This is a genomic window from Streptomyces sp. NBRC 110028, assembly GCF_001417735.1.
Taxonomy (GTDB): Bacteria; Actinomycetota; Actinomycetes; order Streptomycetales; family Streptomycetaceae; genus Streptomyces.
The window spans coordinates 1,055,550-1,081,493 of the sequence record NZ_BBUZ01000022.1 but is presented as its reverse complement, the minus strand read 5'-3'; the positions used below and the strand labels follow the sequence as shown (position 1 = coordinate 1,081,493).

Annotated in this window: 23 protein-coding genes and 1 pseudogene; 6 read left to right on the top strand and 18 right to left on the bottom strand. The window is 71.5% G+C overall.

Annotation, left to right across the window (positions count from 1 at the left end; all coding sequences use genetic code 11):
- Position 1: 1 nt before the first annotated feature.
- The 3 genes from ASC60_RS05015 to ASC60_RS05005 all read right to left on the bottom strand — a co-directional run bounded on the left by ASC60_RS05015 (position 2) and on the right by ASC60_RS05005 (position 4,286).
- On the bottom strand, positions 2-1,630 hold the full coding sequence (locus ASC60_RS05015) for an MDR family MFS transporter (protein WP_055546971.1): 1,629 nt from the start codon (positions 1,628-1,630) through the stop codon (positions 2-4).
- Positions 1,631-1,691: 61 nt separating this feature from the next.
- Positions 1,692-2,927 (bottom strand): glycosyltransferase, encoded by a 1,236-nt coding sequence (locus tag ASC60_RS05010; protein ID WP_055546969.1) that lies wholly within the window; start codon positions 2,925-2,927, stop codon positions 1,692-1,694.
- A 48-nt stretch (positions 2,928-2,975) separates the two neighbouring features.
- Positions 2,976-4,286: a UDP-glucose/GDP-mannose dehydrogenase family protein gene (locus ASC60_RS05005; protein WP_055546967.1), complete on the bottom strand. Its 1,311-nt coding sequence runs from the start codon at positions 4,284-4,286 to the stop codon at positions 2,976-2,978.
- Positions 4,287-4,496: 210 nt separating this feature from the next.
- Here ASC60_RS05005 and ASC60_RS05000 point away from each other — a divergent pair, with 210 nt between their 5' ends.
- Complete coding sequence (locus ASC60_RS05000; protein WP_063787062.1) at positions 4,497-5,255, top strand: TetR/AcrR family transcriptional regulator; 759 nt, start codon at positions 4,497-4,499, stop codon at positions 5,253-5,255.
- Here the strand turns inward: ASC60_RS05000 and ASC60_RS04995 are convergent.
- Entirely contained in the window at positions 5,212-6,165 is a 954-nt protein-coding gene (locus ASC60_RS04995) for a LysR family transcriptional regulator (protein WP_055546965.1), read from the bottom strand. The genes ASC60_RS05000 and ASC60_RS04995 overlap by 44 nt on opposite strands.
- Before the next feature lie 93 nt (positions 6,166-6,258).
- On the opposite strand from ASC60_RS04995, the gene ASC60_RS04990 reads away from it, so the two are divergent.
- A complete protein-coding gene (locus ASC60_RS04990; protein WP_055546963.1) occupies positions 6,259-7,545 on the top strand; it encodes an MFS transporter in 1,287 nt (428 codons plus the stop codon).
- Between the two features lie 351 nt (positions 7,546-7,896).
- Here the strand turns inward: ASC60_RS04990 and ASC60_RS04985 are convergent, their stop codons facing one another.
- The 3 genes from ASC60_RS04985 to ASC60_RS42040 form a co-directional block, all read right to left on the bottom strand.
- The gene (locus ASC60_RS04985) at positions 7,897-8,532 is read right to left on the bottom strand and encodes a nucleotidyl transferase AbiEii/AbiGii toxin family protein (protein ID WP_055546961.1); all 636 of its coding nucleotides are present in this window, start codon (positions 8,530-8,532) and stop codon (positions 7,897-7,899) included.
- Positions 8,533-8,649: 117 nt separating this feature from the next.
- Positions 8,650-9,582 (bottom strand): type IV toxin-antitoxin system AbiEi family antitoxin domain-containing protein, encoded by a 933-nt coding sequence (locus tag ASC60_RS04980; RefSeq protein ID WP_079038158.1) that lies wholly within the window; start codon positions 9,580-9,582, stop codon positions 8,650-8,652.
- A 389-nt stretch (positions 9,583-9,971) separates the two neighbouring features.
- Positions 9,972-10,145, bottom strand: a complete 174-nt coding sequence (locus ASC60_RS42040) for a hypothetical protein (protein WP_199830861.1) — start codon at positions 10,143-10,145, stop codon at positions 9,972-9,974.
- Positions 10,146-10,312: 167 nt separating this feature from the next.
- On the opposite strand from ASC60_RS42040, the pseudogene ASC60_RS04975 reads away from it, so the two are divergent.
- Positions 10,313-10,615: pseudogene (locus tag ASC60_RS04975) on the top strand (tetratricopeptide repeat protein); the annotation flags it as partial.
- Here ASC60_RS04975 and ASC60_RS41495 read toward each other — a convergent pair.
- Positions 10,601-11,707 (bottom strand): hypothetical protein, encoded by a 1,107-nt coding sequence (locus ASC60_RS41495; RefSeq protein WP_055546955.1) that lies wholly within the window; start codon positions 11,705-11,707, stop codon positions 10,601-10,603. The pseudogene ASC60_RS04975 and the gene ASC60_RS41495 sit on opposite strands and share 15 nt — an antisense overlap.
- Before the next feature lie 239 nt (positions 11,708-11,946).
- Here ASC60_RS41495 and ASC60_RS04965 point away from each other — a divergent pair, with 239 nt between their 5' ends.
- Both ASC60_RS04965 and ASC60_RS41490 read left to right on the top strand, forming a co-directional pair.
- Positions 11,947-12,615 (top strand): PepSY domain-containing protein, encoded by a 669-nt coding sequence (locus tag ASC60_RS04965; RefSeq protein WP_055546953.1) that lies wholly within the window; start codon positions 11,947-11,949, stop codon positions 12,613-12,615.
- Positions 12,616-12,731: 116 nt separating this feature from the next.
- Positions 12,732-13,190, top strand: a complete 459-nt coding sequence (locus ASC60_RS41490; protein WP_159043205.1) for a hypothetical protein — start codon at positions 12,732-12,734, stop codon at positions 13,188-13,190.
- Here the strand turns inward: ASC60_RS41490 and ASC60_RS04960 are convergent.
- Positions 13,187-13,606 (bottom strand): hypothetical protein, encoded by a 420-nt coding sequence (locus ASC60_RS04960; RefSeq protein ID WP_055546951.1) that lies wholly within the window; start codon positions 13,604-13,606, stop codon positions 13,187-13,189. The genes ASC60_RS41490 and ASC60_RS04960 overlap by 4 nt on opposite strands.
- 661 nt (positions 13,607-14,267) lie before the next feature.
- On the opposite strand from ASC60_RS04960, the gene ASC60_RS04955 reads away from it, so the two are divergent.
- Complete coding sequence (locus ASC60_RS04955) at positions 14,268-15,119, top strand: hypothetical protein (RefSeq protein WP_055546949.1); 852 nt, start codon at positions 14,268-14,270, stop codon at positions 15,117-15,119.
- A 236-nt stretch (positions 15,120-15,355) separates the two neighbouring features.
- Here ASC60_RS04955 and ASC60_RS04950 read toward each other — a convergent pair whose 3' ends face one another.
- From ASC60_RS04950 to ASC60_RS04910, 9 genes are all read right to left on the bottom strand, one after another.
- On the bottom strand, positions 15,356-15,997 hold the full coding sequence (locus ASC60_RS04950) for a LysE family translocator (protein ID WP_055546947.1): 642 nt from the start codon (positions 15,995-15,997) through the stop codon (positions 15,356-15,358).
- 61 nt (positions 15,998-16,058) lie between these two features.
- Positions 16,059-17,336: a thymidine phosphorylase gene (locus tag ASC60_RS04945; protein WP_055546945.1), complete on the bottom strand. Its 1,278-nt coding sequence runs from the start codon at positions 17,334-17,336 to the stop codon at positions 16,059-16,061.
- Between the two features lie 31 nt (positions 17,337-17,367).
- Positions 17,368-17,799 carry a cytidine deaminase gene (locus ASC60_RS04940; RefSeq protein ID WP_055546943.1) on the bottom strand — a complete coding sequence of 144 codons (432 nt, stop codon included), beginning with the start codon at positions 17,797-17,799 and terminating at the stop codon, positions 17,368-17,370.
- A complete protein-coding gene (locus ASC60_RS04935) occupies positions 17,796-19,088 on the bottom strand; it encodes an ABC transporter permease (protein ID WP_055546941.1) in 1,293 nt (430 codons plus the stop codon). The genes ASC60_RS04940 and ASC60_RS04935 overlap by 4 nt, the downstream gene beginning before the upstream one ends.
- Entirely contained in the window at positions 19,085-20,206 is a 1,122-nt protein-coding gene (locus ASC60_RS04930) for an ABC transporter permease (protein ID WP_055546939.1), read from the bottom strand. The genes ASC60_RS04935 and ASC60_RS04930 overlap by 4 nt, the downstream gene beginning before the upstream one ends.
- Positions 20,206-21,807, bottom strand: a complete 1,602-nt coding sequence (locus tag ASC60_RS04925; protein ID WP_055546937.1) for an ABC transporter ATP-binding protein — start codon at positions 21,805-21,807, stop codon at positions 20,206-20,208. Before ASC60_RS04925 ends, ASC60_RS04930 begins: the two co-directional genes overlap by 1 nt.
- 99 nt (positions 21,808-21,906) lie before the next feature.
- Entirely contained in the window at positions 21,907-22,938 is a 1,032-nt protein-coding gene (locus ASC60_RS04920; RefSeq protein WP_055546935.1) for a BMP family protein, read from the bottom strand.
- 135 nt (positions 22,939-23,073) lie between these two features.
- Positions 23,074-24,297, bottom strand: a complete 1,224-nt coding sequence (locus ASC60_RS04915; protein ID WP_055546934.1) for an amidohydrolase — start codon at positions 24,295-24,297, stop codon at positions 23,074-23,076.
- 190 nt (positions 24,298-24,487) lie between these two features.
- The gene (locus ASC60_RS04910; protein WP_079038156.1) at positions 24,488-25,786 is read right to left on the bottom strand and encodes a hypothetical protein; all 1,299 of its coding nucleotides are present in this window, start codon (positions 25,784-25,786) and stop codon (positions 24,488-24,490) included.
- Positions 25,787-25,944: the final 158 nt, after the last annotated feature.

Below are 25,944 nucleotides of genomic sequence, written 5' to 3'. Positions count from 1 at the left end.
TCTACTCGTCCGACAGCGTCAGGTCCGGCACCCGTGCGGCGGCGATCAGGAACGCCACCAGGAGCACGGCGGCGCCGGTGAGGAACACGATCCGCAGGGAGCCCACGTACCCCTCCAGGAACGGCTGGGCGACCCGCGGGTCGAGGGTGTGCAGGAAGGCGGAGTCCTCCAGGTTGACCTTGCCTCCGGGGCCGACCGCCGCCTTCAGCGCCTCCGCGTTCGCGGGCTGTTCGGCGAGCTTGCGGTACGCGGGGTCCCCGAGCGCCTCGGTGAAGCGGTCGCCGATCCGCGTCCCCGCGAACGAGAAGAGGATGGAGACGAAGGCCGCGGCGCCCACCGTGCCGCCGTTGGAACGGAAGAAGTTCACCCCGGCGGTCGCCGCCCCCATGTCCGTCCGGGGCACCTCGCTCTGCGCGAGCGTGGTGAGCGTCTGCATCGCCGCGCCCAGCCCGGCGCCCATGAACACCATGCCGAGCCAGACGTGCCACAGCGGGCTGTCCACCCCCAGCGTCGCGTAGACGACCATGGCGGCGGTGAACGAGCCGATGCCCGTCACCAGATACACCTTGAACCGCCCGGTGCGGGAGATCAGCCGGCCGACGACCAGCGTGACCGTCAGGTTCGCCGCGACGGTGGGCAGCGTGGCGAGCCCGGCCTCGATCGGGCTCATGCCCTTGACCAGCTGCAGATACAGCGGCAGCGTCGTCATCGCGCCGAACATCCCGATGCCCACGATGAAGTGCAGCGTCGTGCCCATGCGGAACGACCTGATGCGGAACATCCGCGGCGGCAGCAGCGCCGCGTCCCCCATCCGCCGCTCCACCAGCACGAACCCGGCCAGGCCCAGCGCCCCGACCGCGTACATCGCCAGCGACAGCGGCGCGCCCCAGCCCCAGCTGCGCCCCTGCTCGGCCACGGTGAGCAGCGGGACGAGACCGACGGCGAGGGCGGCCGCGCCGCCGTAGTCCAGCCGGTGCTTCACCGGGCGGTGCGGGACGAAGCGCAGCACCCGCAGGATCACGGTGATGGCCAGGATCGCCAGCGGCACGTTGATCAGGAAGATCCAGCGCCAGCCGTCGATCCCCAGCAGGGTCTCGCGGCCCGCCAGCGCCCCGCCGACGAGCGGGCCGACGATGCTGGAACCGCCGAAGACCGCCATGAAGTAGCCCTGGTAGCGGCCGCGTTCCCGGGGGGAGGTGATGTCCGCGATGATCGTCATGGCGAGCGACATCAGCCCGCCGCCGCCCAGGCCCTGGACCGCCCGGAAGGCCGCCAGTTCGTACACGGAGGTGGCCATCCCGCACAGCAGCGACCCGAGGGTGAACAGCACGATCGCGGCCAGGTAGACCGGGCGGCGGCCGTGGATGTCGGAGAGCTTGCCGTACAGCGGGGTCGCGATGGTCGCGGTGATCAGATAGGCCGTGGTCACCCAGGCCTGGGCGGTGAGGCCGTGGAGGTCGTCCGCGATGGTGCGCAGCGCGGACGACACCACGGTCCCGTCGAGCGCCCCCAGGAACATCCCGAGCACCAGACCCGACATGACGGTGGTGATCTGGCGGTGGGTGAGCCGTACGGGCGGGCCGTCCGCGTCGGGGGCCGCGCCCCGCTCGGTCGTGTCGGAGGTGGTCACGAGGAGGTCCGTCTCTTCCCGGGGGTCGCGTCGTATCGGTGACGTGAGGGGCGGGGCGGGGCTATCCGGCGAGCTGCTCCAGATCGCCGACCGCGGTCTCGATGCCGGGCGTGGCCAGCATCGCCAGCCGCGCCGTGCGGGCGCGGGCGGTGATGGCCTTGTCGGCGAGGACGTCCCGGCAGACGGCGGCGACGCCGTCCGGTGTGGTGTCGGTGACGGCCCGGCCGATGCCCAGCTCCTGGACCCGCCGCGCGTTGACGTGCTGGTCGCCGAACTGCGGCAGGACGGCCAGCGGGGTGCCGGTGCGCAGCGACTCGCGGATGCTGTTGAAGCCGCCGTGGGTCAGGAACAGGTCCACGGACTCCAGCAGGATCGGCTGCGGCACCCTCTCGGTGACGTGGACGTGCGCCGGGAGGGCGTCGGTGTCCAGGGGGACGCCCGAGGTGCTGAGGACGACGGTGCAGTCCTCCAGCCGTGACACGGCGTCGGCGATGGTGCGCAGCGTGGCGATGGGGTCCGGGAACTCGACGGGCGGCGCGGCCTGCGCGGCGCCCTCTTCGGCGGGGGCGCCACCGGTCAGTTCGAGGATCCTCGGCAGCGCGGTGCCGATGGCGGCGTACACCAGCGGCTTGTCGGTGGGGAGTTCGGCGGCCCAGCGCGGCAGGACCGAGGACCGCTCGACGTCCACCGTCTGCCGGTACGACCACGTCGGGGGCAGGTGCCGGGCGAAGGTGAACTCCGGCGGTACGCAGTCGACGCGCCCGTGCGGCACGACGGAGAGCGGGTCGTCGTGGGTGGGCAGCCCGACCTCCTCGCGGGTCGCGTTGAGGTGCGGCAGCACATCGGCGGGGTCCAGCATGTTGGCCGCGCCGGAGGGGGTGGACAGCTGGGGTATGCCCAGCCGCTCGGCGATCAGGACGGCTCCCATGTCGAAGCCGTCGCGCAGGATGAGGTCCGGCTGGAACTCCTTGGCCACCGGGAAGACGCCCTCCAGGGAGATCTTCGCCCCTTCACGAGCCATGCCGCGGAAGAGGATCGCCGCCATCGAGAGGTGCAGGGCGGCCTTGTCGTCCTTCGGCAGAGCGGCCAGTTCGTCGGCGCGCTCCGCCATCCGGGCCCGGGGGTCGAGATCGGGCATCGTGGTGTTCAGCCGGACGTCGTCGTCCTGGAAGACCGGCGCCAGGCCGGGGGTGGTGACCACCAGAACCTCGTGTCCGGCGGCGGCGAGCGCGCGGAGCAGGGGCAGCTGGGCGCGCCCGTGGGAGGGGCTGCCGCTCGTGGTGCACAGGACCCGCATGGGGTGATCCCTTTCTGTTCGGTGACGTGCTACGGGTGTACGGACGGCTCAGCCGCGCGGCGCGAGGGCGGGCGTACGGCCGACGCCGTGCCACCGCAGCCCGGCCCGCTCCAGCCGGACCGGGTCCAGGAGGTTGCGGAAGTCGTGGACGGTGGGGGTGGCGAGCCGCCCGGCGACGGCCTCCCAGTCGAGGTCCCGCAGCTGCGGCCACTCGGTGAGGACGACGCACGCGTCCGCACCGGCCGCCGCGTCCAGCGGGTCGTCGACGAGGGTGAGCAGATCGCTGAGGTCGGGACGGGTGGTGCCCCGCAACGCGGGGTCGTGGCCGAGGAGTTCGGCGCCGCGCTCCTTGAGGAGCCGGGCGATGGCCAGGGCCGGTGAGTCGCGCAGGTCGGAGGTGCCCGCCTTGAAGGTCAGGCCGAGCAGCGCGAGGGTCACACCGCGCAGCGAGCCGTCGGCGCTCCCGTGCTCGGCCGCGACGCGTTCCACCAGCCGGTGCTGGTGCTCGACGTTGGTCTCGATGGTGGCCCGCAGCAGCGGGAAGTCCACCCCGGCCTGCCGGCAGATCGTCAGCAGGGCGTGGGTGTCCTTGGGCAGGCAGGAGCCGCCCCAGCCGGGGCCGGGCCGCAGGAACGCGGGGCCGATGCGGGGGTCGTGGCCGATGCCGTCGGTGACGTCGCCGATGTCGGCGCCGAAGTGCTCGCAGAGGGTGGCCAGGTTGTTGGCGAACGACAGCTTCATGGCGAGGAAGAAGTTGGCCGCGTACTTGGTGAGTTCGGCGCTGGCCGCGTCGGTCAGCACCACGGGCGCGTCGAGCGTGCCGTACAGGTCGGCCACGCGCTGCGCGGCCTCCCGGTCCGCTTCCTTCTCGGCGCCGATCACGATGCGGTCCGGGTGGAGGAAGTCGTGCACGGCCCGGCCCTCGCGGAGGAATTCCGGATTGCTCACCACCGTCACGTCCGGGCGGCCGAGCAGCTCCGCGACGCGCCGCGCGGTGCCGACGGGCACGGTGGACTTGTTGACGACCACGCTGCCGCCGGGCAGGACGGTCCGGATCTCCCCGGCCACCGTCTCGACGGCGGCCAGGTCGGCCGCGCCGCCCGCGCCCATGGGCGTGGGCAGGCAGAGGAACACCACCTCGGCGTCCGCCACGGCGGCCGCGGTGTCCTGCGTGAACTCCAGGTGGCCGCCGGCCGCGGTGTCCCGGACGAGGTCCGGCAGGCCGGGTTCGAGGATGTCGACCTCCGCCCGCCGGAGCCGCTGGACCTTCTGGGAGTCGGCGTCCGCGCACACCACGTGGTGGCCGAGGGACGCCAGACAGGCGCCGGTGGTCAGTCCGACGTAGCCGGTTCCGATCACGGCGACACGTCGACCAGATACATCAGACACAGATGATCTCCCAACCCCTAAGTCATCGATCGTTGACTTATCGATCATCGTGCATGGGCGATCAACGCGAAGTCAACAAGCGCTGACAACGATCGGTGACTTTGAGACAGTCAGCAGAGCCTGGAGGATGGGCGACCGGCGAACGGCCGTACCGCGGCGTACTGCGCGAGGAGTTATCGGGTGAACGAACCAGCGAACGACGGGACGTCGAGGGCGTGTACCGGCCCCGCCGTCACGCCCGCGCGCAAGCGCAGCGCGGAACGGACCCGCACCGCGCTGATGTCCGCCGCCGCCTTCCGTTTCGGCCGGTACGGCTACGACGGCACCAGCGTGCGCGACATCGCCGGGGACGTCGGCGTGGACGCCGCGCTCGTCTACCGGTACTTCGGCTCAAAGGAGGCGCTGTTCGAGACGGTGTCCAGCAACTCCAAGGTCTTCGAGCCGCTGCTCGACGTGCCGCTGGACTGCGTCGCGGACTGGTTCAGCGCCCTGATCTCCGGGGAGCCCAAGGACGCCGACTTCCCCCACCCCGTGCTCACCGTGCTCCGCTCCTCCAGCCGCGACGAGGCCGTCGGCCGGCTGCGCGGGGAGCTGACCAGCCTGTTCACCAAGCGGTTCGCCGCCCGCCTGGACGGACCGCACGCCGAGGTGCGGGCCGAGTTGCTGGTGGCCTGGGTGCTCGGCACCAGCCTGATGCGCGGCACCATCCAGACCCCGGCGCTGGCCTCGGCGGAGAACCAGGAGGTGTTCGAGCAGTTCCTGCGGGCCGGGATCGACGTGCTGATCAGCCCGGAGGCCGCGAGCATCAGCCGGGAGACCGCCGACCGGGACAGCCCCGGCCGGGAGGACACCGGCCGGGAAGACCTCAGCCGAGAAGACGTCGCCCGAGAAGACCTCAGTCGAGAAGCTGACCGCGGCGGCTCAGCAGAAACCGCTTGAAGGCGGCCACCGGAGGCGTGTCCGGGTGGCCGTCCAGCCAGGCCACGCCGATCTCACGGACCGCGCGCGGCGCCGTGACCGTCAGCTCCGCGACCCCCGGGCGGGGCACGGCGGGCGGCGGCAGCAGCGCCACACCCAGCCCCGCGGCGACGAGACCGCGGATCGTCTCGGCCTCCTCCCCCTCGAACGCGATCTTCGGCGTGAAGCCCGCCTCCGCGCACAGGGTGTCGGTGATCCGGCGCAGCCCGTAGCCCGGCTCCAGGGTCACGAACAGCTCCGTCGCCGCCTCCACGAGCCGGACCCGGCGGCGGCCCGCCAGCCGGTGGTCGTCCGGCACCACCAGCCGCAGCCGCTGCTCGTCCAGCCGGCGGGCGACCAGATCGGGGGCGTCGGGGACGGGCGAGGTCAGACACAGGTCGAGGTCGCCCGCCCGCATCCGCTCGATCATCGCCTCCCCGTAGTTCTGGACGAGCTGGAAGCGGACGCGGGGGTGGTCGACGCGGAAGGCGCGGATCAGGCCGGGTACGGTCTCGGAGCCGAGCGTGTGCAGAAAGCCGAACGCGATGCGGCCCGCCGCCGGGTCCGCGTCGGCCCGTACGGTCTCGGCGGCCCGGTCCACCTCGGCCAGCGCCCGTTCCACCGAGCGCAGGAACGTACGCCCCGCCGGGGTGAGCGCCACCGTACGGCCGCGGCGGGCGAACAGCGCCACGCCCAGGTCCTCCTCCAGCCGCACCATCGCCCGGCTGAGCGTGGACTGGGGCACCTCCAGCTCCTGGGCGGCCCGGGTTACGTGCTCATGGCGGGCGACGGCGGCGAACTGGGCGAGGCGGGGCGTCAGGGCCGCCGCCCAGGACTCGGACTCGACCTCGACTGTCACCGGAATGTCTTTTTCGTTGCGGATGCGTGACATAAACGCCCCTGACCTCTACTCATGCTCTGGTGCATCGATTATCTCGATTCCGTGCATTGGACGCATCAGTATTCCGGTCCTTACGGTCGAACCATGCCTCCTGCTGATACCGGGGCGTCCACCCAAAGCCGCGTGGACGCCTCCGCACCGCCCGTCTCCTCCGACTCCGAGCGCATGGCACCCGGCCGCCCCGGCTACATCCGGATGAGGCTCGCCCTCTTCACCGCCGGGCTCGCCACCTTCGCCCTGCTCTACTCGACGCAGGCGCTGCTCCCCGCGATCTCCGACGATCTGCACGTGCAGGCCGACCAGGCCAGCTGGAGCGTGTCCGCGGCCACCCTCGCGCTGGCCCTGATGGTCGTCCCGCTGAGCGCCCTGTCCGAGCGGTTCGGCCGCCGCACGATGATGACCGTCTCACTGACGATCGCGGTGGCGGTCGCGCTGGCCGTGCCGTACGCCCCCGACCTGGGCTGGCTGATCGCGCTGCGCGCGGTCCAGGGCGCCGCGATCGCCGGCATCCCGGCCTCCGCGATGGCGTACCTCTCCGAGGAGGTCGAACCGCGGGCACTGGTCGGCGCGATCGGGCTGTTCGTGGCGGGCAACAGCGTGGGCGGCATGAGCGGCCGCCTCATCACCGGCTGGGTCGCCGACGGCTACGGCTGGCGCATGGGCCTCGCCGCGGTCGGCGCCATGGCGCTGGTGTGCGGGATCGCCTTCCGGCTGCTGATCCCCAAGGCCCGGAACTTCTCCCCCGCCAAGGTCAGCCCGCGCGACCTGGCCCGCACCGTGACCCGGCACCTGTCCGACCCGCTGCTGTGCCGCCTGTACGCCATCGGCGCGCTCTTCATGACCGTCTTCGGCGGCGTCTACACGGTGATCGGCTACCGCCTGGTGGATGAGCCCTTCGGGCTCTCGCAGAGCATGATCGGCTCGATCTTCCTGATCTACCTGGTCGGCACGGTCTCCTCCGCCGCCACCGGCAAGCTGGTCGGCCGCCTCGGCCGCCGCGGCGCCCTGTACGTCGCGGTCTCCATGACCACCGCCGGGCTCCTGCTGAGCCTCGCCGACTCGCTGGCGTCCGTCCTGCTCGGCCTGGTCCTGATCACCGCCGGCTTCTTCGCGGGCCACGCCGCCGCCTCCTCGGCGGTCAGCCGCACCGCGAAGACGGGCCGAGCCCAGGCCGCCGCGCTCTACCAGACCGCGTACTACGTCGGCAGCAGCGCGGGCGGCACGCTCGGCGCCATGGCCTTCCACACCGGCGGCTGGCCCGGCACCGTCGCCCTCGGCCTGCTGGCCGTCGTCGGCGCCACGGCCATCACCCTGTACGGGACGCGCAAGGCCCGGGTCGAGCGCCGGGCCATGTCCCCCGCCCACGCCTGACGCCGCCACCCCCCATCCCGAAGGGGCCGCGCCCCGCCACTGTCCGGCGGTCGCGGCCCCTTCGCCCGCTCCAGGGCCCGGGCTCCGGAGTGTGCATGGCACGGACGATCGTTCGGCACGCCGCCATGCCTGCCACAGGCCCCACTGGTCTTCAGCGCCAGGCCGCCAGCTGCGGATCCCAGCTCCCCTTCACAGAGCCATCGAACAGCGGGTCGACGAAAGGTGCCGCTGATTGAGCCGCTTCCTGGAAGGTGCGGCAACCGGCCAGCCCCAGAACCAAGGACGCCTGCTCCGGGTATAAAGTGGGCCAGTCCGGACCGGGGGATTCGAACGCTTCGGGCAAGGCCACAGTCAGTCCCATCGCGCGCCGCCTATCGGCTTCGCGGTGGAGAGCTTGGTGCACCTCCCATCGATGGTCTCCTGCTGCGTGATCAGCAGGAGGTCAGCGAGATCTCGGTACCGGTTCGAACCGTGCCGACCATTGGGTCCGTGACGTTCGTACATGGCGCAGATTTTGTCGGCGACATGATCGATGACCGGGTAGAGGCGCACCTGCGGCCAGTCGACAGGCCACTCCAGGTCGACAGCAGATGTGAGTGTCCGCATGTCCGGGTGGCCGGCGAGAGTCCGGCCGACCACGAGATCGACCTTGATGTCCGCCGCCTTCCTCGCGCCCAAATAGACGGCAAAGGATTGCGCTCCGCCACGGCCTTCATCACTGTGTTCAACAAACTTGGTGGGGACGAACCGCAGGAAATCTCCGAGGTCTACCGCTACCGCGTCTTTCAGGAGGGATGCGGCCTCGGCCACCGAGCGGTGAGGAGAAACGCACTGCAAGTCGATGTCGCGGCTCAGCCGGGCGGCCCCCGCGTAGCGCACAAGCAGGGCCTGGCCGCCCTTGATGAGCCAGCCGTTGGGATCTGCGGTGAAGACTCGGGCCGACAGACGATTGAAGTAGAAGACATTCATGAGCTCGGGAACGCTCATGCCCGTTGTCTTCCTCATGTTCAGGGCGGCCTGCTTTAACGCCGCCCTGAACGCATTCGGATTAGCATATTTTCCCACGCTTGCCGACCCCCTGGTACGTACTGTCCGAAGCTGACTCTACGGCTCACGATCATCGTCGTCAGCCCGTCTCGCGCTCCGGCCAGACGGGGTTGCGTCATCAGGCGCTGAAGCGGCCTCACGGCCAGACGACGCCATCCCATGCTGCAAACTCTGAATGCTCTGGGTGAGTTGCAGGAGGCCGGAGACGGGCAGGGCCGCATTTGCGAGCACGCGCCCAAGGTTCGCCTGTTGCGACCCGAACATGTGTTGCAACCCGAGCATGTGGAGGGCGCTGTTGAACCCGGCTTGGGAGGCACGTTCAAGCTGGTCAGAGCGCAGAGTCTCCCCCGCTTGCAGCACCAGATGTTCGATCAACGCTCGCCCGTCGCTGGTTCGCGGCATGCCGTACCGGCGGACAAACCGTCCAGCCTCTTCCGCCAGCTCCTCCACAGAGACCAGACCGCGTCGTTCTGCTTCGGCGATCACCCCGCCTACATGCCCGCCGTCGGCCTTGGCGCCCAGCAAATCGAGGATGGTCCTGCGGGCGGTGGTGACAGGAAGCCCGTCGATCAAGGTGATGTCGGAAGGTTCGACCACCGCGGTACGCAGACGAACGGAAGAGTCCTTGGTGACTCGGCGGCGCGGCACACTGATCTCCACCACCGGGGCCGGAATATCTCCGAGCTCTTGCAGCTGGCAAGCCGAGGCATGCGAGACCACGCCCGAATCGGGGTCGCCAGCGGAACGCTGCCAGGCAGGAACGGACGGCTGCAGGCGCAACCAGGCGACCTTGACCTCAAGGTGCCGAGGCTCACCGACAGCCGTCACCAGGTACACGCCGTGGGCAACGCTCTCCAGCAGCCCCGACTCGGCCAGACGCAGCAGCTGCACGCCGTTCAACCCTGCGCCCTTGGCCTGCGCCGAGGTCACCAAACCCCACTGATCGGCGGCGAAACCGCTCAGCAACGAAAACTGTGCAGCACGGTTCATGCATCTATAGTTACACGAGGACCGCAGCGATAGTTACGTTCAGACGTAACTATCGCTGCATCTAGTGGCTCATCCTGTGTAATCATCGACGCTTACCCCGCCGCGTTGACAGGCCGACGAAGATCCTCGGGCGGGTGGCGGGCCGACGGGCGGAATGCCTGGCGACCGGAGCCCTGGGGGTCGCTCGGGACGGCGGAGGTTTCCCGGGTCGGTCATCCACTCCCGTCCGCCCTTCTCGGGGCGGAGGAACGCGACGAGCGGGCCCGGCATCCCGTGATCGAAGGCAAGCTCGTTGATGTGACAGAGGGCCTGGAGCACGCCGACCCGCCCAGTGAGGCCGTCGTAAGCCTCCTGGCCCGGTCGTGGACCTTCGTACGGCATCTGCTTGTTCACGTGGGCAGCCCCCGGCGGGCCGTCATCACGGACGGCGCTTCGTGGGCCGGGTGTTGACGGCGCAGCAGTTCGTAGTCGGCCGCCGCCCGGTAGTCCCCGGACAGCTTCGCCGCTTCCCGCAGCTCGATGTACTTCCCGCACCCCGCGCAGGGCGGGGTTTCCTCCGTCATGCTCCGCTCCCCCGCCCCAGATGCTTGTCGATCTTCTTTTTCAGGGCTTCCGCGCGCTGGTCCAACTCCTTCGGAGCGGGACGCTCGGGCGGAGGCGGCGTGTCCGCGTTCACCGCGCCGCTTCCAGCGCTCGGAGTTGCTCGTACCGGACGATGTAGAGCGGCACGGGCTCGGTGTCCCACGCGATGGGGAAGATGCAGGCGGACGCGCTTCGCGCCGGCGTCTATCGGCGCGGGAGGGTTCGCCAGGGCGCCACGCTTGCGGAACGTCAATTGCACATCGGCCACCTGGAAGCAGCCTGCTCCACCTGGCATCAGGTCCTGGATGATTTCCCGTTGGTGCAGTCGGGCCGAGCCGATCAAAGAGTGCGGGCCATGTTCGGCCTGATCCAACCCCACCTCAAAAACCAGGCGGCCCGCGAACTCCACGAGCGCGCCCGCACGATCGTTCCGGCCTCACTCCTCGGCTGATCGCCGTCGGCCGATCGCCAAGCCTCTGGACGGCGGGGCCAGGGCGCCGAGGATCCAGGGGGCGTCGCGCCGCCCGGTGGCGACGAGGACCGGGCGGTCGCCGTCCCGGCATTCGATGACCACGCCGTCGTACTTGTAGAGCGTGTACCAGCCGGCGGGGTCCTCGGGCCCCAGCCCCCGGACGCCCCGTACGGCCAGCGTCTCCGGAAGCGTTCTGCGGGCGAAGTGCCCCGTGGGGTCCGGGGTGGCCGCCGGGCGGCCGTCTCCCACCACCACGTGGTCGCAGCCGCCCCCGCTGTACGGGACGTCTCCGTGGACCGACGCGCGCACGCACCGCGGCTCCGTGGCGGGAAGCGCGACGATGTCTCCGGTGTCCGCGGCGCGGGCGGCGCGCCGCCGCAGCCACCAGGCGTACAGGGCGGCCAGGCCGACGGAAGGCGGAATGCCTGCCGCCGTGATCAGGAACGCGTCCCGTACCCCGCCACCGGCCATGCCGCCGAGGAAACCGGCACCGCCCAGGAAGGCGCTGCCCAGCACCCCCACGGTGAGCGGCCAGGGGGCGGTGTGCGCGGGGAAGGGGCGGTAGCGGTGCGCCCAGCCGGCCAGGAGCATGGCGATCCCGAACGGCAGCGCCAGGAGGCCGAAGGCCACGGGAAGCCGCCAGCCGTCGGCGGGCGAGGCGTGGGTGTCCTGGGCGGCGGCGCCGAATGTCACGGTGCGGATCTCGCCCCGCCAGTACGTCAGCGTCACGTCGTCGCCCGCGCGCACCGCGTCGTACACCGGTTCCGATCCGGCCATGCGCACGCGCCGTACGACGTCCGAGCCGCGCTCGGTGACGAGGAGCCAGTAGCGAACGCTCTTGCCGCTGGGCTGGTCCTCCGTGCCCTCGACGGTCGCCGGGACCGTCACCGTGCACGCGTCCGACCGCGTGCCGCCCGGGCAGGCGGGCGCGGTGGCGTACGCGCGCTCGTCCGCCAGCGTGCCCGGCACGGTGGCGAACAGCCCGGCGGAGACCAGCACGCACAGCAGGCCGAAGCCGGCGGGCAGCAGCCACTCCCACGCGCGGCGCGCTCTCGGTGCCCGGTCCGTCATCCCCGTTTCCCCTCCCGCCCCCGGGCCGTCGACCGGCCCCCTTTCCGGACGTTACGCCGCCCCGGGGGGAACCCGGAATATCGCGGACAGGCCGCGTCGTCCCGGACCGTTTCCTGAACACCGCTTCAGGATTTCAGCGTCCCTTCAGGTCCGGTTCGGCAACGTAGTGGGTGTCGGAAGGGCGCGACAGGGCCCACCGGCGGACCACGACCGCCACACGAACCGGAGGAACCGCCCCCATGAAGGCCAACGCCAAGCGCACGCTCGCCCCCCGCGCCGTCGTCCTCGCCACCGCCGCCGCCATCGCCCTGATCGGCGGCATGGGTGCCGCGACCGCCTTCGCGGACGACGACGGCCCGGCGCCGAAGTCCTCGGTCAAGCTCTCCCAGAACGAGCGCGGGCTGGACGACGCCGCCGAGGACCGCGCGCAGGTCAAGGCCGACAAGGTCAGCTACGACGAGGCCACGGCCGCGGCCCTGAAGGCCGTACCCGGCACCGCGACCTCCGCCGAACTCGACCACGCCGACCGCGACGGCTCCCTCGTCTGGGAGGTCGACGTCTTCGGCAAGGACCACAAGAGCCACGACGTGACGATCGACGCGGGCAACGGCAAGGTCCTCACCCAGCACACCGACCGCGACGACGACGCCGAGGACGCCGCCGAGGCCAAGGCGCAGCTCAAGGCCGACAAGACCGGCTACGGCAAGGCCACCGACCGGGCCCTGAACGCCGTCCCCGGCACCGTCACCTCCTACGGCCTGGACGACGACGACCGCAACGGCTCCACCGTCTGGGAGGTCGACGTCCTCGGCAAGGACCACAAGAGCCACGAGGTGACCGTCGACGCCGCGGGCGGCAAGATCCTGGGCCAGCACGTCGACCACGACGACGACCAGAACGACGACTGACCGGCCTTCCCCGAGCCCGGAGGGGCCGCGTCCGCAACTGTCCTGCGGGCGCGGCCCCTCCGCCCGTTTCCTGTCCTGACCCGCCGGAGCCCGGGAGCGGACGGACAATGGCGGGCATGGTCCTCTTCCGCTGCGGCCGCTGTCACGGCGATGTCGCCGGGCCCGTACGAGAGGTGCCGCTGCCCGACGCGGACAGCGCCCCGGCGCCGTACGAGCTGCCGAAGGGCGAGGAGTGCCCGCCACGGACGCGTCCGGGCACCTTCGCCTACGACCCGCCCGAAGCCGGGGAGCGGGTCTTCCGGCCACACACCGCCGGGGCCGCCCTGGGGCTGCGGCGCGCGGGGCTGAGCGGCATCGTCCTGGCCCGGGCGGATGTGCGTGGCACCGAGCCGACCACGCTGCGCGGACGGCGGAACGGCTGCTGCGGCCTCGACGGCTGCGACGGCTGCGACGGCCCGAACCTGGTGTGCCGCCGTGCGCGGCCGAGGTGGCCACCGAGCGTTCGGACTGCTGGACCCCGCAGGAGGTCGTGCTCGTCCCCGACGCGGTGGAGGGCGTCGACGACGGCTAGCTAATCGAAGTCGTAGGAGGTGAAGGCGAGGCAGACGACCGTTCCGTCCTCCTCCAGCGCCTCGTAGCCGTCTCGTTCCTCCCCCGTGACCGGGAAGAACAGGGCGTTGCCGCCGTGGTCCGGTTCGGTGACGATCTCGGCGTAGTTGACCCGGCGGCCCTCGGCGTCGCCGGTCGCGATGATCCGCTTGGCCTCGCGGAGATCGGCCTCGGCGTCGCGTCCCCTCACATGCAGGGGATCGAACGGCTCGCCGCACAGGACGCCGTACCCGTCCACCGGTGCCGGTTCGTAGCCGTTGTAGCCGTCGCCCCAGTCGGCCGCGACGATCCGGGCGGGATCCGCCAGCGGCAGGACGACGATGCTGACCCGGGCCACCGCCGGTTCGTCGCCGTCCTGAGACCAGTGGAAGCCCGCGTACACCGGAGCTCTGCCGGAGCCGGGGAGTGCTTCCCCTCGAAGCTGATGACCGCGGGCGGTGGAGGGGGTGGCGCTGCGGAGCGTTCGGTCGAGGTGTCGGTCACGGTCACCAGGAGCCCTCCTCGGGTCGCCGCCGCACCTGGATGGTCCGGCGATGCCAGGCTCAACGAGACGGCGGGCGTTTCGAACGCGCTCGATTCCGGACGAAGCGGCGGCCCGGGAATGCGGGGCCATCGAACGCGTGGTCGCCGTGGCGCACGGCTTCCGGCCCGGCCGGGGGTGGCCGAAACGCCGGTGGGTGTGACGTGGGTGGCGTACGGGGTTCGGCGGAAGTCCCCCGGCCCTGGGAAGCCGGGAGTTGGTCATCTCCCGTCCCTTCGCCCCACCGGCTCCGGGCCTTCCGGGCACCGGCCGCCGTCGGCTTTCCGGCCCGACCGGGGCCTCGTACCCAAGGGCCCGGTGGGCCGCGAACTCCCCCAGAGAACCGGGGTGAAGAACTCCCGCCCACCCACCCTTCCGGCTGCGCTCACTCGTACGGGTGACCGGCTTGCGGTGACGGCACGACGGTCGTTACGTTCACGGCAACAACCGCAAAACGACGGCCCCCGCCGGGACGGCAATCCCGATCGAGGGCCTGACCGATCAGGAAGAAGTGAGCTTCCCGATGGCTGACGCGCAGTCTAACGCGCCCACGCGCGCCGACGCCGGAGCACCGACCTCCGGCGTGATCCACATCCGCACCCGCCTCACCGCCGACTTCACCGTCATCGCCAACGACCTCGCACAGCGACGCGGCAGCGCGGTCACCATCGGCGTCGCGGCCTACATCTCCTCGCTCCCCGACGGCACCCCCGTCAGCATCGCCGCCCTGTGCGCGCACTTCACCGAAGGCGAGATCCTCATCTCCCGGGCCTTACGGGAGCTGGAAGCCGCCGGATACCTGGAACGGCGGCGCGAGCGCGGACCCGGCGGGGCGATCCGTACCCGTACCTACTTCTACGACGTACCGGGCCAGGGAGCGCCCACACCACCACCGGCCCCGCCACGGCCCCGAAGGCGCCGCGCGGCCGAGGTGAAGCCGACACCCGGGCCCGGGCCCGGGCCCGAAGCCGCTGCCGCTGCCGAGCCATCAGCCGAGGCCGAGGCCGACGAACGGGCGGTCACCATCCTCGCGTCGCTCCGCCTCGCCGACCCCCGGCTCATCCTGTCCCGACGGGACATCGTCGAACTCGCCCCCGGCGTCAGCGAATGGCTCGCCGCCGGAGTGGGCCCCGCGCAGATCACCGCCGCCCTCACCGCCCGGCTCCCCGACCGCCTGCTGACCCGCCCCGCCCGCATCCTCGCCTTCCGCCTCGGCGAACCACCCCTCCCCGCGCCCCCACGGCCCGCCGCCGCGCCCAAGGCGCCCCCCGCCCTCCCCTGGCGAAACTGCGACGGCTGCGAACGCGCCTTCCGCGCATCCGCGCCAGGCCGGCTCTGCCGCGACTGCCGGACCGAGGGGAGGGCAGCATGCTGAACCCGTGCGGGGAGCGGCAGGCGGGAGGCCATCCGCGCAACGATGCTGAACGGACGCCCCGAGGGAGGTGGCTCAATCTGGCACGAGGCGTCGCGGAGGAGGCATGGTCGAACGGCTCGACTCACACCGTCACGCGCTCTACAGCGCCGTAGGAAAGGGCGGCCCCGCGGCCTACGCCGTACGACGGGATCGCATCGAACAGACCTGGCCTTGACGTGCGTCCCTCAGTGCCCCACTTACTCCGTGCGGCCCGTCGCGGCGACCGTGACGCCGAGGCCGATCATGGTGAGGCCGCCGACGCCGCCGACCAGGGCGAGGCGTTGGGGCGAGCGGACGAACCAGCCGCGGGCGGTGGCGGCGGCCAGGCCCCAGACGCTGTCGGAGGCGAGCGCGATGGCGTTGAAGACCACGCCGAGCAGCAGCATCTGGACCGCTACATGGCCCTGGTCGCGGTCGACGAACTGGGGGAGCACGGCGGCGAAGAAGACGATGGTCTTGGGGTTCGCCACCCCGACGGCGAACCCCTCCCCCAGGGTGCGCAGGCCGCCGTGGGCGGTGGCGCCGCCGCCGGTGAGGGCGGCGGGGAGGGAGCGGCGCCCGCGTATGGCCTTCGTGCCCAGGTACACCAGGTACGCGGCCCCCGCCAGCTTGAGCGCCGTGAAGACGAGCACCGAGCGCTCCACGAGCGTGCCGACCCCGAGCGCCACGGCCACGACGAGGGTGTACGCGCCGAGAGTGTTGCCGAGGACCGAGGTCAGGGCGGCGCGGCGGCCCTGCGCCAGCGCGCGGCCGATCACGAACAGCACGCTGGGGCCGGGGACGACGATCAGCAGGAACGACATCGCCGCGAAGGCGAGCAGGCGGTCGGTGGACGGCATACGGGTCAGCGTAGAGACGGACGCCGCTGCCGCCCACCGGTTAAATCCGGCCGGGCGTCCGTCAGGCGATGCGCTCCAGCACGATCGGCTTCGGGGAGAATCCGGTGTCCGCCGGGGCGTAGTCGGTAGCGCCGTCCAGGGCCTCCAGCGCGTACGGATACGCCGACGGGGTGTCCGTGTGGAGGGTCAGCAGGGGCTGTCCGGCGGTGACGTGGTCGCCCGGCTTGGCGTGGATCTCGATGCCCGCGCCCGCCTGGACGGGGTCCTCCTTGCGGGCGCGCCCGGCGCCCAGCCGCCAGGCGGCGACGCCCACCGCGTACGCGTCGAGGCGGGTGAGGACGCCGGTGGAGTCGGCCGTGACGATGTGCTGTTCGCGGGCCACCGGCAACGACGCGTCGGGGTCGCCGCCCTGGGCGGTGATCATGCGCCGCCATACGTCCATGGCGGTGCCGTCGGCGAGGGCCTTGGCGGGGTCGGCGTCCGTCAGACCGGCCGCGTCGAGCATCTCGCGGGCCAGCGCGAGGGTGAGTTCGACGACATCGGCGGGGCCGCCGCCCGCCAGCACCTCGATGGATTCACGGACTTCGAGCGCGTTGCCCGCGGTCAGCCCGAGCGGGGTGGACATGTCGGTGAGCAGGGCGGAGGTGCGGACGCCGTGGTCGGCGCCGAGGCCGACCATGGTGGTGGCCAGTTCGCGGGCGGCGCCCACGTCCTTCATGAAGGCGCCGGAGCCGACCTTGACGTCCAGCACCAGGGAGCCGGTGCCCTCGGCGATCTTCTTGGACATGATCGAGGAGGCGATGAGCGGGATCGACTCGACCGTGCCGGTGACGTCGCGGAGCGCGTAGAGCTTCTTGTCGGCGGGCGCGAGGCCGTCGCCCGCCGCGCAGATGACGGAGCCCACATCACGTAGTACGGACAGCATCTCGTCGTTGGACAGCGCGGCCCGCCAGCCGGGGATGGACTCCAGCTTGTCGAGGGTGCCGCCGGTGTGGCCGAGGCCCCGGCCCGAGAGCTGCGGTACGGCCGCCCCACAGGCTGCGACCAGGGGCGCCAGCGGCAGGGTGATCTTGTCGCCGACGCCGCCGGTGGAGTGCTTGTCGGCGGTCGGGCGGGGCAGCGAGGAGAAGTCCATCCGCTCACCGGAGGTGATCATCGCGGCGGTCCAGCGGGCGATCTCCGCGCGGTCCATGCCGTTCAGGAAGATCGCCATCGCGAGGGCGGACATCTGCTCGTGGGCGACCTCACCGCGCGTGTAGGCGTCGATGATCCAGTCGATCTGGGCGTCGCTCAGGCGGCCGCCGTCGCGCTTGGCTCGGATGACGGAGATGGCGTCCATGTGCGGGAAGGGCCTTTCGTACGAGGTGCGGTCAGCCGTGGGCACTGATGCGGGCCAGGTCGGCCGGGCCGAACGCGTCCGGGAGGAGTTCGGCGAGCGGGCGGATGCCGGACGCCGTGTCCACCCTCAGCTCGGGGCCGCCGTGCTCCCACAGCAGCTGGCGGCAGCGGCCGCACGGCATCAGCACGGCCCCGTCGCGGTCGCAGCAGGTGAAGGCGGTGAGGCGGCCTCCGCCGGTGGCGAAGAGGGCGGAGATCAGGCCGCACTCGGCGCACAGCGCGACGCCGTACGCGGCGTTCTCCACGTTGCAGCCGCTGACCGTGCGGCCGTCGTCGACGAGGGCGGCGGCGCCCACGGGGAAGCGGGAGTAGGGGGCGTAGGCCCGGGACATGGCGTCCCGGGCCGCGCTGCGCAGCGACTCCCAGTCGGGGCTCCGATCGGGGGCCGCGGCGGGTGTGGTCATGTGCCCTGTCCTTTCCGGTAGGGCTTGTTGTTGGCCTTGGGCATCCGCAGCCGCTGTGCGGCGAGGCCCATGACCAGCAGGGTGACGATGTACGGGGTCGCCGGGACCAGGTCGTTGGCCACGGTGTCGGTCAGCGCGTACCAGAGCACCAGCAGGATCGCGGCGCCGCCGGACACCGCGCCCGCGACGTACCTCTTACGGTAGAGCCGCCGGCCCGCCAGGAGGGCGAGCCCGAAGGCCACCAGGAGCAGCAGGGCGTGGACGGTGGCGCCGCCGTTGCGCAGCTGGAGGGCGTCGGAGTAGCCGAAGAGGCCCGCGCCCATGGCGAGGCCGCCGGGCCGCCAGTTGCCGAAGAGCATGGCGGCGAGGCCGATGTAGCCGCGGCCGCCGGTCTGGCCCTCGTTGTAGATGTGGGAGCGCACCAGCGCGAGGAAGACGCCGCCGAGTCCGGCGAGACCGCCGGAGACGACGACGGCCGCGTACTTGTACAGGTAGACGTTGACGCCGAGGGATTCGGCGGCGGTGGGGTTCTCGCCGCAGGACCGCAGCCGCAGCCCGAACGAGGTCTTCCACAGCACGAAGAAGGTGCCCGCGAAGAGCAGGATCGAGACGATGGTCAGCGCGGAGATGTCGGTGACCAGGCCGCCGAGCAGGCCCGCGAGGTCGGAGACCAGGAACCAGTGGTGGTTCTCGACGGTGGCCAGCCCATCGGACAGGCCCGGCACGGTGAACGACGCGATGTCGTCGACCTGCGGGGACTGCTTGGGGCTGCCGCCGATGTCGGAGAGCGGTTCGAACCAGCGCTTGGCGAGGTAGGCGGTGGCGCCGAGCGCGAGGATGTTGATCGCGACACCGGAGATGATGTGGTCCACGCCGAAGGTGACGGTGGCGACCGCGTGCACCAGCCCGCCGACCGCGCCGCCGAGGACTCCGGCGAGGACGCCCACCCAGGGGTTGGACTGGTAGCCCGCCCAGGCGCCGAAGAAGGTGCCGAGGATCATCATGCCTTCGAGGCCGATGTTGACGACGCCCGCCCGCTCGGCCCACAGCCCGCCGAGGCCCGCCAGCCCGATGGGCACGGCCATGGAGAGGGCGGCGCCGATCTGGCCGGAGGAGGTGATGTTCTCGAACGCGGACGCCTGCGTGGCCCCGGCCAGGGCTCGCAGCACCGACAGCGCGACCAGCGCCCCGGCGACGATCAGCAGCACCGTGGCGACGGACATCCGGGAGCCGGGCTTCTTCCCGGGTGCCGTGGGGGTGTCCTTGGTGGCGGTAGCCGTGGCGCTCATACCGCCACCTCCTTCTTGGAGTCCGAAGTACGCGCCTGCGCGGCGAGTTCCGCGCCGACCCGCTGCTGCTGGCGCTTCAGCCCGTAGCGGCGCACCAGTTCGTACGCGATGACGACGCACAGGACGATCACGCCCTGCATGACGCCGACGATCTCCTTGTCGTAGCCCTCGAATTCCAGCCGGTTGGCGCCGCGCTCCAGGAAGCCCCACAGCACCGCGGCCAGCGCGATGCCGACCGGGTTGTTGCGGCCGAGGAGGGCGATGGCGATGCCGGTGAAGCCGATCCCGGCCGGGAAGTCGGAGGTGAACTGGTGGGTGTCGTTGAGCAGCATCGGCATGCCGATGAGCCCGGCCATCGCGCCGGAGAGCAGCATGCTGGTGAGCACCATGCGCCTGACGTCGACGCCGCTGGCCTGGGCGGCGGACTCGGAGCGGCCCACCGCGCGCAGGTCGAAGCCGAAGCGGGTGCGGCCGAGGAGGAACCAGAACCCGACCCCGGCGAGCGCGGCGACGACGATGAAGCCCCAGATGGGGTCGAGGTCGCCGCCCGCCGGGATGGTGAAGAAGTGGCTGGAGGACGGCAGCGGGTCGGTGGCCACGATGTTGGTCTGCTTGTCGAGATCGGCCAGCCGCCCGTCGACCAGCAGATAGCTGATGAGGATGGACGAGAGGGAGTTCAGCATGATCGTGCTGATCACCTCGCTGACCCCTCGGTAGACCTTGAGCAGTCCGGCGATGGACGCCCACATCGCGCCGACCAGCATGGCGACGAGGATGATCAGCGGGATCTGCACCAGGCCCGGCAGCCCCAGCGCCCCGCCGACGACGGCGGCGAAGAACGCGGCGAGCCGGTACTGGCCGTCGACACCGATGTTGAACAGGTTCATCCGGAAGCCGATGGCCACCGCCAGACCCGCCAGGTAGTACGTGGTCGCCTTGTTGAGGATGTAGACCTGGCTGTCCGCCTTGACGCCGTAGTCGAACATGATGCCGAAGGCGTCGAACGGTGCCTTGCCGGTGGCGGCCAGCACCAGGGCGGTCAGGAGGAACGCGGCGACGAGCGCGAGCAGCGGGGCCGCGACCGCGAGGAGCACCCGCTCCTTGTCGAACTTCTTCATCAGTCCTCTCCCCCGGCCGTCTCCACCGCGGGGCTTTCCAGGTGGCCGGACGCCGCGCCGGTCATGGCCGAGCCCAGCTCCTCCGGAGTGATCGTGGCGGGATCGGCGTCGGCGACCAGCCGGCCCCGGTACATCACCCGCAGGGTGTCGGACAGGCCGATCAGCTCGTCCAGGTCGGCGGAGATCAGCAGCACGGCCAGGCCCTCACGGCGCGCGGTGCGGATCTGGTCCCAGATCTGCGCCTGCGCGCCGACGTCCACGCCGCGCGTCGGATGCGCGGCGATGAGCAGTTTGGGGTGGTGGCTCATCTCGCGGCCGACGATCAGCTTCTGCTGGTTGCCGCCGGACAGCGAGGCCGCGGTGACCTCGATGCCGGGGGTACGGACGTCGTACGCGGCCACGATGCGCTGGGTGTCACGGCGGGCGGCGGCCGGGTTGAGCAGGCCGCCCTTGCTGTTGGGCGCCTCGGTGACATGGCCGAGGACGCGGTTCTCCCACAGCGGGGCCTCCAGCAGCAGGCCGTGCCGGTGGCGGTCCTCGGGGATGTAACCGATGCCGTCCTCACGCCGCTTGCGGGTGGGCGCGTGGGAGATGTCGGTGCCGTCGAGGGTGATGGTGCCCGCGTCGGGGTCCCGCATGCCCATGATGGCCTCGACCAGTTCGGCCTGCCCGTTGCCCTCGACCCCGGCGATGCCGAGGACTTCGCCCTTGCGGATGCGCAAGGCGATGTCGTCCAGGACGGCCCGCTCGACGCCGTCGACGTCGGTGGCGGTGAGCCGCACCCCGTCCAGCCGCAGCATCTCGGTGTCGGTGACGGTGGATTCGCGGGTCTCCGGCGAGGGCAGTTCGCTGCCGACCATCAGCTCCGCGAGCCGCCGCGGGTCGGTCTCGGAGGGGACGACGGAGGCCACCGTCGTACCGCGCCGGATGACGGTGATGTCGTCGGCCACGGAGAGGACTTCGCCCAGCTTGTGCGAGATGAACAGGACGGTCAGGCCCTCGGCCTTGAGGTCGCGGAGGTTGGCGAAGAGCGCGTCGACCTCCTGCGGGACGAGGACCGCGGTGGGCTCGTCGAGGATGAGGGTGCGGGCACCCCGGTAGAGGACCTTCAGGATCTCCACGCGCTGGCGGTCCGCCACGCCCAGGTCCTCGACCATGACATCGGGGCGGACGCCGAGGCCGTAGGCGTCGGAGATCTCCTTGATCCGGGCGCGCGCCTTGCCGCCGATGCCGTGCAGCTTCTCCGCGCCGAGGACGACGTTCTCCAGCACGGTGAAGTTGTCGGCGAGCATGAAGTGCTGGTGCACCATGCCCACGCCGCGGGATATGGCGTCCGCCGGGGAGTGCAGTGCCACGGGTGCGCCATCGATGGCGATGGTGCCCTCGTCGGGGCGCTGCATCCCGTAGAGGATCTTCATCAGGGTGGACTTGCCCGCGCCGTTCTCGCCCACGAGGGCGTGCACGGTACCGCGTCGCACGGTGATGTCGATGTCGTGGTTGGCGACGACTCCGGGGAACCGCTTGGTGATTCCGCGGAGTTGGACGGCGGCGTCCGCGACGTCACCGGCGGGGACGCCCTTGGGTGGGCTGGCGGCTTTGATGGCGCACTCCTGAGGGGCGGGAGGTAGAGGCAGGGGGCGCGCCCGTCAGGCACGCCCCCCAGGGTCCGTCGGCGACAGGTCCTCGGCGACGGGGACCGGCTACTTGTAAGTGTCCGCGACCTTGATCTTGCCGTCGATGATCTTCTTCTTGGCCGTCTCGATCTTCGGCTTGATGTCGTCGATGAAGCCGCCGGAGTACGAGAGGCCGACGCCGCCGCGCTTGAGGTCGTAGGACTGCACGCCGTGCTCGGGCTTCTTGGTCTTGACGACGCTCTTGATGAAGTCGTAGACCGAACCGTCGACGTTCTTGACCATGGAGGTCAGGATCGCGTTCTTGTACGGGGCCAGGCCCTTGTCGTAGTACTGGTCGCCGTCCACGCCGATCGACCAGGTGCCCTTCTTCTTGCCGGTCGCCTCGATGGCGCCCGCGCCGGAGCCACCGGCAGCGGAGAAGATCACGTCGACCTTGTTGGAGAGCATGCCCTCGGCGATGTCCTTGCCGCGGTCCGGCATGCCGAAGCCCTTGGGCGAACCGACCTGGACCCACTGGACGTCGAGGGAGGCCTTGGGGTTGGTGTCCTTCAGGCCCTGCTGGAAGCCGCCCGCGAACTTCTTGATCAGCGCGCTGTCGGTGCCGCCGATGAAGCCGACCTTGTCGGACTTGGTCTTGAGCCCGGCGGCGACCCCGGCGAGGTACGAGCCCTCGTGCTCGGCGGAGACCAGGCTGGCGACGTTCTTGGAGTCGACGACGGAGTCGACGATGCCGAAGTCGGTGTCGGGGTACTTCTTGGCGGCCTTGGTCAGCGAGGGGGTCCACGCGTAGCCGACGCCGACGACCGGGTCGTAGCCCGCCTCGGCGAGGCTGGCCAGCTTGTCGTAGCGGTCGGCGTCGGTGTCGCCGTCCTTCGCGGTCAGCTCCTTGCCCTTGACCTTGAAGTCCTTCAGGGCGCGGTCGTAGCCCTTGGCCGCGGAGTCGTTGAACGAGTGGTCGCCGCGGCCGCCGACGTCATAGGCGAGGCCGACGCCGGCGTTCTTGGTTGCCTCTTCGGAGCTGCTGCCGCAGGCGGTGACGGAGAATGCGAGAGCCGCGGTGGCAATGCCCGCGACAGCTATCGTGGATACCCGGCGCACGAGGGTCCCCTCTGAAATCTCGAAGCGCCTCTCTGCGGCGCTGGCTCCGCCGCATCGTAACGCGCGTAGATCCCAGATAAAGGCCCGCTCCGAAGCCGTTATCGGATCGTCGCGAACCCCTCGTGACGGCCGGCTCTACAGAACGTTTCGTTCGAGCAAAGCCGCTGCGGTGAACAGCTCGACACCCACCTCGATGGCGCCCTCGTCCACGTCGAAATCGCCCGCGTGGAGGTCGCGCCGGGTGGTGTCGCCGACCCTGCGCACGCCGAGCCGGGCCATCGCGCCGGGCACCTTCTCCAGGTACCAGGAGAAGTCCTCGCCGCCGAGGCTCTGTTCGGTGTCCTCGACCGCGATCGAGCCGCGGCGGGCCACCATCGCGTCGCGCAGCAGCTCGGTGGAGGTCGCCTCGTTGACCACCGGCGGGACCCCGCGGATGTAGTTGATCTCCGACTTGGCGCGGTGGAGGGTCGCGACCTCGTCGATCGCGGCGTGCACCAGGTCCGGGGCGGCGCGCCAGGCGGGCAGGTCCAGGCAGCGGACGGTGGCGGACAGCTCGGCGTGCTGCGGGATGACGTTGCACGCGTGGCCGGACTCGACCCGGCCCCAGGTGACGGCGAGCCCGGAGCGGGCGTCGACCCGGCGGGCCAGCAGCGCGGGCACCTCGGTGATCACCTTGGCGGTCGCGGTGACCAGGTCGGTGGTGAGGTGGGGGCGGGCGGTGTGGCCGCCGGGCCCGTCGAGGGAGATCTCCAGCCGGTCGCAGGCCGAGGTGATGGGGCCGGTGCGCAGCCCGATCCGGCCGACCTCGACCTTGGGGTCGCAGTGCAGGGCGAGGATCCGGCCGACGCCGTCCAGGGCGCCGCCCTCGATCGCGTCGGCCGCGCCGCCCGGCAGGACCTCCTCGGCGGGCTGGAACAGCAGCCGCACCGGGCGCCGCAGCCGTCCCTCGCGGGCCAGCTCGGCGAGGACCAGACCGGCGCCCAGGACCACGGTGGTGTGGACGTCGTGGCCGCAGGCGTGCGCGCGGTCGGCGACGGTCGAGCGGTACGGGACGGTCTTGGTGTCCGGGATGGGCAGGGCGTCGATGTCACCGCGCAGCGCGAGCGCCGGGGTCACCCCGTCCCAGGGGCCGATGTCACAGATGAGGCCGGTGCCGCTGGGCAGGACGCGGGGCGTGAGGCCCGCCTTCTCCAGCCGCGCCTTGAGGGCGGCGGTGGTGCGGAACTCGCAGTTTCCCAGCTCGGGGTGCATGTGCAAGTCCCGCCGGAAGGCGATCAGTTCGGCGCGCAGCTCATCGGGGAGCGCGCCGGGCAGGGCCGCGTCGGCAGAAGGTGTGGCATCGGTCTCATCGAGGGACATCAATTGCTTCACCCAAGGAAGCGTAGAACGACCTTGGGGTGCCGCGAATGTCGATCAACAAAACTTCAACCCGTTCGAGGCGGGAAACTACCCCGGCCGGTGCATGATCTCCCTAGTCAGGGGGTATAACAGTCCGCTTCTCGGTGAGCGTGTGATCCTTTCGTGAGAAGCGCCACATGGGGGACCCGTCTCACGACGCGGTCACCGGGGCGCCGGGCGCGGCCGGGGGCACGGCGGCCGGCGGGACCCTGGCCGACATGGCCGACGTCTCCGGGCGGTCGGCGGGCGACGGCTCCCGGCGGTCGGCGGGCGACGGCTCCGGGGGGTCGGCGGGCGACGGCACCGAGCTGAGCCGGTGGACGTCCCGCGCGGTGCCGGTGACGCCCGACAGGAACCCCTGGGCGCGCGGGGACGCGTCGCTGGTCAGCCAGGCCGGGTCGACGTCGTACACGGCGACCTTCACCTCGGTGCCCGCGAGCGCCAGCGGCAGGGTGTGCACCACGGTGGACGGGAAGCTCACGATGGTGTGCCCGATGGGGCCGCGCCGCGCTATCAGCTCCAGCGGCAGATCCGGCCGTACGATCTCCAGCCCCACCTCGTGCGAGACCCGGCTGAGCTTCTCGGCGCTCTCCCGGCGGTGGGCGAAGTAGCGGGTCGCGCCGTGGGCCCCGGCCAGCGAGCCGACCGCCTCCAGATAGCGCTCCAGGTCGACCACGCCGGTCTCGACCAGGGAGGTGCCGACCAGGTCGGTGCCGCGGGTGATCCGGGGCGGGCCGAAGCGGGCCCGGGTCCACGCGAAGTCGTTGGCGGTGATGGTGACCCCGGGGGGCGGTTCGACCGGCATCGAGCTGAAGACCTCGACCCGGCGCTTCCGGCCCGGGGTGAGCTTGCGGCGCGCGGTGGCGGAGAACGGCGCGAACACCATGTCGCGCGCTCCGCGGCTGCTGCCGCGCCGGTGCCAGCGCACCAGACGCTCCCCGTTGGCCAGCTGCGAGACGAACTCCATGGTGGCCGTGCCGTCGTCCACCACGACCAGGTCCTTGGCCCGGGTGAGGGTCAGCAGCAGCTGGACGTAGCGGGAGAACGGATCCCCGATCACGATCCGGGCGGCCCGGCGCAGCGGTCCGCGCAGCCCGCCGATGGTCTTCAGCGGGGCGCCGGCCCCGCCCCGCGCGTCCTCCCAGCGCACCGTGATGCCCTCGTCGCGCGCCAGCTCGGCCATCCGGCGCAGCTGGCCGCGGGTCATCGGATCGTGCGGGGAGAGCACCACGACGGTGAGGTCGGCGGCCCGGCCCAGCGACGGCAGCGGGGACGGCTCGTCCCCGCGACCCGGCGGCCCCGGGGGCGCGGCCGGGTCCGGTCCCGGGGCGCGCAGCGCGTCCGCGTACGCCCACTCCAGCACGTTGAGGAGCTGGACCGGGCTTTCGACGAAGGCGAGGGTGGCGGCGGTCTTGGCGCCGCTCCCGGGCGCCGCCCCGTCCACAGACATCGCACCGTCCACAGTCGCACCGTCCACAGACATCACACCGTCCGAAGACATCACACCGTCCAAGGGCAGGGCCCGGAAGCGGCGGTGTCCCCCCGAGGAGCCGGGGGATCCCGCCGCTTCCGGGCGTGGGCCGGTCCGACCGGCCGGTGGAATCACGG

Excerpts from the sequence above, each read along its gene's own strand:
- ASC60_RS05010 (WP_055546969.1), bottom strand. The coding sequence starts at position 2,927 with ATGCGGGTCCTGTGCACCACGAGCGGCAGCCCCTCCCACGGGCGCGCC.
- ASC60_RS04995 (WP_055546965.1), bottom strand. The coding sequence starts at position 6,165 with ATGTCACGCATCCGCAACGAAAAAGACATTCCGGTGACAGTCGAGGTC.
- ASC60_RS04990 (WP_055546963.1), top strand. The coding sequence starts at position 6,259 with ATGCCTCCTGCTGATACCGGGGCGTCCACCCAAAGCCGCGTGGACGCC.
- ASC60_RS04985 (WP_055546961.1), bottom strand. The coding sequence starts at position 8,532 with ATGAGCGTTCCCGAGCTCATGAATGTCTTCTACTTCAATCGTCTGTCG.
- ASC60_RS04980 (WP_079038158.1), bottom strand. The coding sequence starts at position 9,582 with ATGAACCGTGCTGCACAGTTTTCGTTGCTGAGCGGTTTCGCCGCCGAT.
- ASC60_RS42040 (WP_199830861.1), bottom strand. The coding sequence starts at position 10,145 with ATGACGGAGGAAACCCCGCCCTGCGCGGGGTGCGGGAAGTACATCGAG.
- ASC60_RS41495 (WP_055546955.1), bottom strand. The coding sequence starts at position 11,707 with ATGACGGACCGGGCACCGAGAGCGCGCCGCGCGTGGGAGTGGCTGCTG.
- ASC60_RS04965 (WP_055546953.1), top strand. The coding sequence starts at position 11,947 with ATGAAGGCCAACGCCAAGCGCACGCTCGCCCCCCGCGCCGTCGTCCTC.
- ASC60_RS41490 (WP_159043205.1), top strand. The coding sequence starts at position 12,732 with ATGGTCCTCTTCCGCTGCGGCCGCTGTCACGGCGATGTCGCCGGGCCC.
- ASC60_RS04955 (WP_055546949.1), top strand. The coding sequence starts at position 14,268 with ATGGCTGACGCGCAGTCTAACGCGCCCACGCGCGCCGACGCCGGAGCA.
- ASC60_RS04950 (WP_055546947.1), bottom strand. The coding sequence starts at position 15,997 with ATGCCGTCCACCGACCGCCTGCTCGCCTTCGCGGCGATGTCGTTCCTG.
- ASC60_RS04945 (WP_055546945.1), bottom strand. The coding sequence starts at position 17,336 with ATGGACGCCATCTCCGTCATCCGAGCCAAGCGCGACGGCGGCCGCCTG.
- ASC60_RS04940 (WP_055546943.1), bottom strand. The coding sequence starts at position 17,799 with ATGACCACACCCGCCGCGGCCCCCGATCGGAGCCCCGACTGGGAGTCG.
- ASC60_RS04935 (WP_055546941.1), bottom strand. The coding sequence starts at position 19,088 with ATGAGCGCCACGGCTACCGCCACCAAGGACACCCCCACGGCACCCGGG.
- ASC60_RS04930 (WP_055546939.1), bottom strand. The coding sequence starts at position 20,206 with ATGAAGAAGTTCGACAAGGAGCGGGTGCTCCTCGCGGTCGCGGCCCCG.
- ASC60_RS04915 (WP_055546934.1), bottom strand. The coding sequence starts at position 24,297 with ATGTCCCTCGATGAGACCGATGCCACACCTTCTGCCGACGCGGCCCTG.
- ASC60_RS04910 (WP_079038156.1), bottom strand. The coding sequence starts at position 25,786 with ATGTCTGTGGACGGGGCGGCGCCCGGGAGCGGCGCCAAGACCGCCGCC.